The 8550-nt window shown below is 45.1% G+C and carries 6 protein-coding genes; all 6 read left to right on the plus strand.

Features of this window, described 5'->3' with window-relative positions; genetic code table 11:
• Positions 1 to 271: 271 nt before the first annotated feature.
• Entirely contained in the window at positions 272 to 922 is a 651-nt protein-coding gene (lptC, locus tag QVD32_RS12010) for an LPS export ABC transporter periplasmic protein LptC (RefSeq protein ID WP_118687414.1), read from the plus strand.
• Complete coding sequence (locus QVD32_RS12015; protein ID WP_021892009.1) at positions 919 to 2178, plus strand: hemolysin family protein; 1260 nt, start codon at positions 919 to 921, stop codon at positions 2176 to 2178. The genes lptC and QVD32_RS12015 overlap by 4 nt, the downstream gene beginning before the upstream one ends.
• Positions 2179 to 2296: 118 nt before the next feature.
• Complete coding sequence (locus tag QVD32_RS12020) at positions 2297 to 4393, plus strand: SurA N-terminal domain-containing protein (protein WP_195241964.1); 2097 nt, start codon at positions 2297 to 2299, stop codon at positions 4391 to 4393.
• A gap of 95 nt (positions 4394 to 4488) precedes the next feature.
• Positions 4489 to 5514 (plus strand): dual-specificity RNA methyltransferase RlmN, encoded by a 1026-nt coding sequence (gene rlmN / locus QVD32_RS12025; RefSeq protein WP_118687416.1) that lies wholly within the window; start codon positions 4489 to 4491, stop codon positions 5512 to 5514.
• A 123-nt stretch (positions 5515 to 5637) separates the two neighbouring features.
• Positions 5638 to 6738, plus strand: coding sequence for a 4-hydroxythreonine-4-phosphate dehydrogenase PdxA (gene pdxA / locus QVD32_RS12030; RefSeq protein WP_021892012.1), 1101 nt, complete (start codon positions 5638 to 5640; stop codon positions 6736 to 6738).
• A 92-nt stretch (positions 6739 to 6830) separates the two neighbouring features.
• Positions 6831 to 8027 carry a saccharopine dehydrogenase family protein gene (locus QVD32_RS12035; RefSeq protein ID WP_021892013.1) on the plus strand — a complete coding sequence of 399 codons (1197 nt, stop codon included), beginning with the start codon at positions 6831 to 6833 and terminating at the stop codon, positions 8025 to 8027.
• Positions 8028 to 8550: the final 523 nt, after the last annotated feature.

Here is an 8550-nt window from a genome sequence, read left to right on the forward strand (position 1 = left end):
CCTCTATCTTTTTAACCCCCTACGGGCACTCCCCCTATATTCCTTGTAGGAACACAGGGGGAGAGGATTGAAAAGTGGTCTTTTTCCCTATGCTGTTTTTGCGCCCCGCAATGCTGCTGGGCACGGCAGGGGGGAGGTTAAAATATCTTTCCGATAGTGGAATGTGAATCCTCTGCTGTTTTAAGGATTGGCTTTGCCAAGAGGATAATTTCGTGGGATTATTTGGAGAGCCGTGTAACTATTTATAATTTTGTGACATAGTTTATCTGGAATGGCAAAAAAAGAAAATACCGATAGGTGGTTTATCTGTATCTCTCGTTTGTGGGTGGTAGCGTTTGTCGCTTTTCCTTTGTTGTGGAGTGCGTGTTCGGGGCCTAAGAACGAAGTGGTGAAGGGATTCGAAGATGCCGCGGAAGTTCCTACGTTGCGTACACTCGATGTCATGACTCTTATTTCGGATTCGGGTGTGACGAGGTATCGTATCAATGCTCCCGAATGGTTGATGTATGAGAACGCCCAAGAGCCATACTGGTATTTCCCTCGGGGATTGCATGTGGAGAAGTTCGATTCTGTTTTCGCTACCGAGGCCCTTATTCAGGGTGATACGGCTATTTATTTTAAGAACAAACAGTTGTGGCGGCTCGACCGGAATGTGCGTATAGAGAATACGAAAGAAGAGGTTTTTCTTACGTCTCAAATCTTTTGGGATCAGCGTAAACGGGAGATTTACTCCGATTCGTTCATTCATATAGAAACTCCGGACGAAGTCATCGAGGGGTATGGGTTTACGTCTAACGAACAGATGACCCGGTATAAAATCCGTCGTACCAGCGGTATATTCCCTATCAAGCGGGATTCTGTCCCTCCCGATTCGGCGAAGGTCGATAGTGTCGCCGTTCCTAAACAAGCGATAAAGCCATGAATTGGATTTTGATTATTATCATAGCGTTGCTTTTCTCGGCCTTTTTTTCGGGTATGGAGATTGCTTTCGTGTCGTCGAATAAAGTGCGGGTTGAACTGGATATGAAACAGCAGGGCATGATGTCGAAGATATTGGGGCTGTTTTATGGAAACGAGGAGCAGTTTATCTCGACCATGCTGGTGGGCAATAATATAGCTTTGGTTATTTACGGTATGGGCATGGCGGCTCTTTTGGAGCCGGTCATAGCTTTGGTGTGGAATCAGGAGGCTTTTGTCGTTTTGATGCAGACGTTGCTGTCCACTTTGTTAATTTTGTTCGTGGGTGAATTTTTGCCCAAGACGATTTTCCGTGTTAACCCGAATGCGACGATGCGTTTTTTCTCTCCTTTCGTGTGGTTGCTTTATGTCGTTTTATATCCGATTTCGAAGTTTACGTCTGTCGTTTCCAAATGCGTGATGAGACTGGGGGGAGTGAAGATCGCACATCAACCTTATGGAGCCCTGATGAGCAAGATAGAACTTGACTCGTTTATCCAGAAAAGTATAGAAGAATCTGATTCGGGCGAACCGGTGGAGCCGGAGATGAAAATATTCCAAAATGCTCTCGACTTTTCGAATATTCATTTACGGGATTGCATGATACCCCGTACCGAACTCGTGGCTGTGGATATCGACGAGGTTACGGTGGAGGAGTTGTTGCAAACGTTCATCAGTACCGGCATATCCAAAGTGGTGGTTTATCGCGAGAATATCGATAATATTCTGGGATATATCCATGCATCGGAGATGTTTCGTCGGCACGAGGATTGGAAAAAGAGTATTCGCCCGGCTGTTTTCGCTCCCGAGAGCATGTTGGCCAATAAGTTGATGCGCACTTTGATGCAACAGAAGAAAAGTTTGGCTATTGTGGTCGATGAGTTCGGGGGAACTGCCGGACTGGTAACTCTTGAAGATTTGGTCGAGGAAATATTCGGAGACATCGAGGACGAACATGATACTCAAAATCTTGTCGCCCGTAAAGTGAGCGACGACGAATTCGAGTTTTCGGGACGTATGGAAATCGAGCGAATCAATGAGGAGTTCGGATTGGATATTCCCGAATCGGACGATTATCTCACGATCGCCGGGTATATCTTGTATCATTATCAGACATTGCCGAGGCTCGGAGAGACCGTGGAAATAGGGAATTACCGGTTTACTATTTTACAACGAAAAGCTACGAAAATAGAACTTGTACGCATGAAAATAGAGAAATAAGAGATTTTTTTGTACTTTCGCTGCCGATATAAATCCAAATTTTTGTATCTTCGTGCCCTTAGTAAAAGAGGATAAAAAAATAATAAAATATAAAACTAAAATTCATTCAAAGTAACAAATGGCTACGTTAAACAAAATCAGAAGTAAAGCCGGCCTGCTCGTGGTGATTATAGGGGTCGCCTTGCTCGCTTTTATCGTAGGGGACTTCCTGAATTCGGGACATACCTTCTACGCCATGAATCAAAACAAAGTCGCTGTCGTGAACGGGACGAATATCGGAGTCGAAGAATTTCAAGAACGTGTAAAGGTACGTACAGATGAATTACAACAAATGTATGGACAACGCGGAATGACTTTGCCCGAAGGGTATGTTTCCCGTATCAATCAAGAGGTTTATGACCAGATGGTGAATGAAATATTGTTGAGCGAGGAACTTGAAGAACTGGGAATCGTTGTCAGCAAAGAAGAACTTGCCGACTTGCTAAGCGGTGACAATATATCTCCGCAAGTGCGCCAGTATTTTACGAATCCTCAAACCGGAGAGTTCGACCGTCAAGGTTTGCTTAATTTTATGCAGGTGGTTCTCGATCCGGAATCTCATGGATACAATACACCGGAGTTGCTCGCGCAAATAGAGCCTCAACGCCAAATGTGGCTCAGACTCGAACAGGAGGTTAAACAAAATCGTGCCGTTCAGAAATTCGCCAATTTATTGAATCGTGCGATTATGCCGAATAAGCTGGATCTTGAAAATTCGTTCGAAGATAATAAAACTTCGGCCAATATAGCTTATGCTTTACAACCGTATACATCGATTGCCGATTCGACGATCGCTGTAAGCGACAGTGAGCTTAAAGCCGAATACAACAAGATGAAGTCGTTTTATAAAACACCCGAACGTCGTTCGATCAAATACATCACGGTAAATATCGTACCCAGTGAGGCCGATTATGCCAAAGCTAAGGAAAAGGCAGAAATGAACGAATCGGTATTCGCTACGACGGACGATGTGGTAGCTTTTATCGCCAATAATTCCGATGAGTCTTATGACGATTCTTTCGTGGCTATTTCGTCGATGCCCGAAAAAATGAAAAAATTTGCACAAACGGCCAGTGTAAATGAATCGTCTCCGATGGAATTCGAAAACGATACTTATACGATGTATCGTTTGATGGATACGAAGGTCGCCCCGGATTCTATCAAAGTTCGTTTGCTTTCGTTTCAACCCCGTTCGACAGAGATCGATAGCGTTTTAAATGTGTTGAATCATGGAGGAAGTTTCGCCGAACTTGCCCCGAAATACAACGGGAATGATGAAATTTGGTTAATGGAGAATATGGCTTCCAGTGTGGGAAGACCTTTCATCAACAAAGTATTTAGCGAGAATGGAAACGGTTATTTCAAGGCCGAGAGCTTGGGCGGGGAACACATTGTACAAATATTGTCGCGTACGGCTCCGGTGAAAAAAGCCAAAGTAGCGGCTTATGTTTTGGCTGTCAATCCCAGTACAGAAACTCATACCGCTCTTTATAACCAGTTGTCTTCTTATAGTGCAGCCAATAATAATGCAGAGAAATTCAATACGGGGGCAAAAGAGGCCGGATATACGGTTAACAGCTATGAATGCAGTGCCGAAGATTATTCATTACCCGGAATCAATGATGCCCGTCAAGCCATTCGTTGGGCGTTTAATACCGACAAAGGCGAGGTTTCGGAAATCTTTACGCTCGATAACTCGTTCGTGGTTGCTGCTCTTGACAACATTACAAAAGAAGGATATGCTCCTCTGGAACAAGTGAAAGATATATTGGCTATGCAGATTCGTAACGATAAGAAAGCCGAGAAGATTATCGGTGACTTGAAATCGAAGAATCTCAATTCTTTGGCCGGATATGCCGAGGCTATGAAGGCACAAGTGGATAGCGCCAAGTTCGTGTCTTTCTCTTCCCCGTCTATCGCAGGTGTCGGTTACGAACCGGTGTTGAGCGGTTTGGCTCCCGTTTCGGAGAATGGAAAGCTCGTAGGTCCAGTGAAGGGATCGAGAGGGGTGTATGTGTTTACGGTTACGGACAAAACCGTTTCGGAACAACCGTTCGATGCCCAGACAGAAACTCAGAAGATTCAGCAGAATTACGGCTATCTCATCAATAGTCGCTTGATGGAAGTTCTTCGGGATAAAGCGGAAATAGAAAATACGATGATTCGTTTCTTCTAATAAACGGATTTTTTGATAAACACAGAGTGCGTATATCGTGGCTGTCGGCTCGATACACGCACTTTGCATTTGTGTTGTAGAATCTCTCGATAGTCATGGAAAAGGAACATTTGTTGGGAAAAACGTTAGAGGAGTTACAGACGGTAGCCGAGGAGAACGGACTGCCTCGTTTCGCGGCGAAACAGATAGCTTCGTGGCTTTATGAAAAGCGTATAGATCATATTGCGGGCATGTCGAACCTTTCGTTGAAGCATCGGGAGTTATTGTCGCAGCGCTATGATATAGGCCGGGAGGCTCCGGTTCAGTCTCTTCGTTCTACCGATGGAACGATAAAATATCTTTTTCGGGTAGGAGGCGATGATTTTGTGGAAACGGTTTATATTCCCGATCGCGACAGGTCTACTTTGTGTGTGTCGTCGCAGGTGGGCTGCAAGATGAATTGTAGTTTTTGCATGACCGGAAAACAGGGTTTTAAGCGTAGCTTGTCTTCTGCCGAAATAATTAATCAGATTCTTTCGGTGGAGTATAGCGATAAACTGACGAATCTGGTATTTATGGGTATGGGGGAACCGTTTGATAATCTCGACGAGGTGATGAGGGCTCTGTCTGTTCTTACATCGGAATGGGGTTTTGCATGGAGTCCGAAGCGAATCACCGTGTCTACGATAGGCCATTTGAACGGCATACGTCGTTTTCTCGATGAGAGCCGATGCCATTTGGCCGTGAGTCTTCACTCTCCTTTCCCGGAGGAGCGTTTGCGAATTATGCCTGTGGAGAAAGCATTCCCGATGACCGATGTCTTGGATTTATTGCGTCGGCGCGACTTTTCTCACCAACGTAGGCTTTCTTTCGAATATATTTTGTTTAACGGGTACAATGATAGTTTGGATCATGCCGATGCATTGGCTCGTTTGTTGAAAGGTATGGATTGTCGGGTGAACCTGATACGGTTTCACGCTATCCCGGGGGTAACTCTTAAAAGTACCGATATGCAATCGATGGAGGCTTTTCGGGATCGATTGAATAATCGTGGAGTCGTGGCGACTATACGGGCTTCGAGAGGAGAAGATATATTTGCGGCTTGCGGTATGTTGTCTACGGCCGAGAAAAACAAGAAATAGAATCGGGGTTTTAAATAGTTCTTATATCCGGCAGGGTATATCGTGGATTTTTGTTACCTTAGTGAGCTCAAATTAGGTCGGTGATCGTATGCCGAGAAAATTAAGTTATAAAGATTTGGAGTTATGGAATGTAAAATAAAAGTGGGGATTACCCAGGGTGACATCAATGGAGTAGGGTATGAGGTTATCCTCAAAACATTGTCCGACCCACATATCGTGGAGCTTTGTACACCTGTCGTCTATGGTTCGGCTAAGGTTGCCGCCTATCACCGGAAGGCTCTCGATATTCCGGCTGTTAATTTTAATATTATTAGCGATGCATCGGCAGCCGATGAAAATAAAGTGAATTTGATTACTTGTGTCGACGACGATGTGAAAGTGGAAATAGGAAAGGCTACGGCAATAGGAGGGGAGGCTGCTTATGCCGCTCTTGAACGAGCTGCTGCCGATATGGAAGCTGGTTCGATAGACGTATTGTTGACGGCTCCCATAAACAAACATGCCATACAGTCCGATAAGTTTGATTTTCCCGGACATACCGAGTATCTTGAACGTCGCTTGGGGAACGGACAAAAGGCGTTGATGATATTGTTGAACGATACTTTACGGGTCGCTTTGGTTTCGGGGCATGTGCCTGTTTCGAAAGTCTCGTCTGTTGTTACGAAGGAAACCATTCTTGAAAAGTTGCAAATTTTTGAACAGTCGTTGAGGCAGGATTTTTGTGTGGTAAAGCCTCGGATTGCCGTGTTGGCGTTAAACCCTCATGCCGGAGACGACGGACTTTTGGGAACAGAAGAGATTGAAATCATAAAGCCAGCCATTCAAGAGGCCAATGCCAAAGGAATGCTTTGTTTTGGCCCTTATCCGGCCGATGGCTTTTTCGGAACCGGACATTATCGTCAATTCGACGGTGTGTTGGCTATGTATCACGATCAAGGATTGGCGCCTTTCAAGGCGATAGCGATGGAAGACGGGGTGAATTATACGGCCGGATTACCGGTAGTTCGTACTTCTCCCGATCATGGTACGGCATACGACATAGCCGGACAGAACCGAGCCGACGAGCAGTCGTTCCGTCACGCTCTTTATTTGGCGATAGATGTATTCCGTAATCGTTCTTTTTATAAAGAAATAACAGCGTCTCCGTTAAGGAAGCAGTATTTCGATAAAAGCGGGGATAAGGAGGTGCTCGACCTGACGTCCGATACCGATAAAGGTGAATGAGTCGTTTTCTTGGAAGAAGAAAAAAGGGTTTGTGTCGAGCATCGTTTTTGAGTGTGGAAATGAATAACGAATAAAAAAAACAGAGATATAAAATGGGAAAAGTACTTATTATCGGAGCCGGAGGAGTAGGAACGGTGGTGGCGCATAAAATAGCGCAGAATCCCGATGTGTTTACCGAAATCGTTTTGGCAAGTCGCACGCAGTCCAAGTGTGATGCCATAGCCGATGCCATTGGCGGCAATCGTATCGTGACCGACCGTGTCGATGCCGACAAGGTTGAGGATTTAGTGGCATTGTTCAAAAAGCATAAGCCCGATATCGTTGTCAATGTGGCTTTGCCTTATCAGGACTTGACGATTATGGATGCCTGTTTGCATTGCGGTGTCAATTATCTCGATACCGCCAACTATGAGCCTCTCGACGAAGCTAAATACGAATATAAATGGCAGTGGGCTTATCGGGAACGTTTTGAGCAAGCCGGGTTGACGGCTATTCTCGGTTGCGGATTCGATCCGGGTGTGAGCGGGGTTTATACGGCCTATGCGGCGAAACATTATTTCAAAGAGATGCAATATCTCGATATTGTCGATTGCAATGCCGGTAATCATGGTATGGCATTCGCTACCAATTTCAATCCCGAAATCAATATCCGGGAAGTAACCCAAAAAGGTAAGTATTACGAGAACGGAAAATGGATCGAGACAGAGCCGCACGAGATTCATCGTCCTCTCACTTATCCTAATATAGGCCCCAAAGAATCCTATTTGATTTATCACGAGGAGTTGGAATCGCTGGTTAAAAATTATCCTACGATTAAACGTGCTCGTTTTTGGATGACTTTCGGGCAGGAGTACCTCACTCATTTGCGTGTGATTCAGAATATCGGTATGGCGCGTATCGATCCTATTATGTACAACGGAGTAGAGATCGTACCTATCCAGTTCCTTAAAGCCGTTTTGCCCAATCCGGGAGACCTCGGTAAGAATTACACGGGAGAGACCTCTATCGGTTGTCGCATTCGGGGTATTGGAAAAGATGGAAAGGAACTTACTTATTATGTGTATAATAATTGCAGCCATCATGCTGCCTATCTCGAAACCGGAGCACAGGGTGTGAGCTATACCACGGGCGTTCCTGCTATGATCGGAGCCATGATGTTTCTCACCGGCAAGTGGAAAAAACCGGGCGTTTATAACGTAGAGGAATTCGATCCCGATCCTTTCATGGAACAGCTCAACAAACAAGGTCTGCCGTGGCACGAAGTGTTCAATGGGGATATAGAGTTGTAATTATAGTAAATAAAGACTTTTTTGGATAGGGCTGTCTGTACAACGGATAGTCCTATTTTTTGAGAAAAAGGTTTGTGTTTTGTTTAGGCATACCAACCTTTGCTCTTTTTATCTAAGTCGGTTGCATATTATCTACGGTTCAGTCGATAATTAGAGGGGATTGTCCTTGTATATTCCAGCCCCTCACCGAAGAAACGGCCGAAAGTATTAACCTCCTCCTCTGCGCACGAATGTGCGATAGGGGAGGTGGCACGAAGTGACGGAGGGGTTGAAAGGCTGTTCAAAATGTCTCCTTTAATCTTTTTCCTCTACTCATCGCAGATTCAATCTTTTCGTTTTTCTGTTTCTGTTTTAACCCCCTCGCCCTGAGGGCACTCCCCCTATATCGTTGCGCCACACCCCGCAATGCTGCGGGATACGGCAGGGGGAGAGGTTGCGATTTGATTTTATTGCTGTTGCTGTCGCAGTTTTTTAACCCCTCCGTTCTTCGGACACCTCCCCTATATTTTGCTGTGCACAACAC

The sequence above is a fragment of the Barnesiella sp. genome, assembly GCF_022723415.1.
Taxonomy (GTDB): domain Bacteria; phylum Bacteroidota; class Bacteroidia; order Bacteroidales; family Barnesiellaceae; genus Barnesiella; species Barnesiella intestinihominis.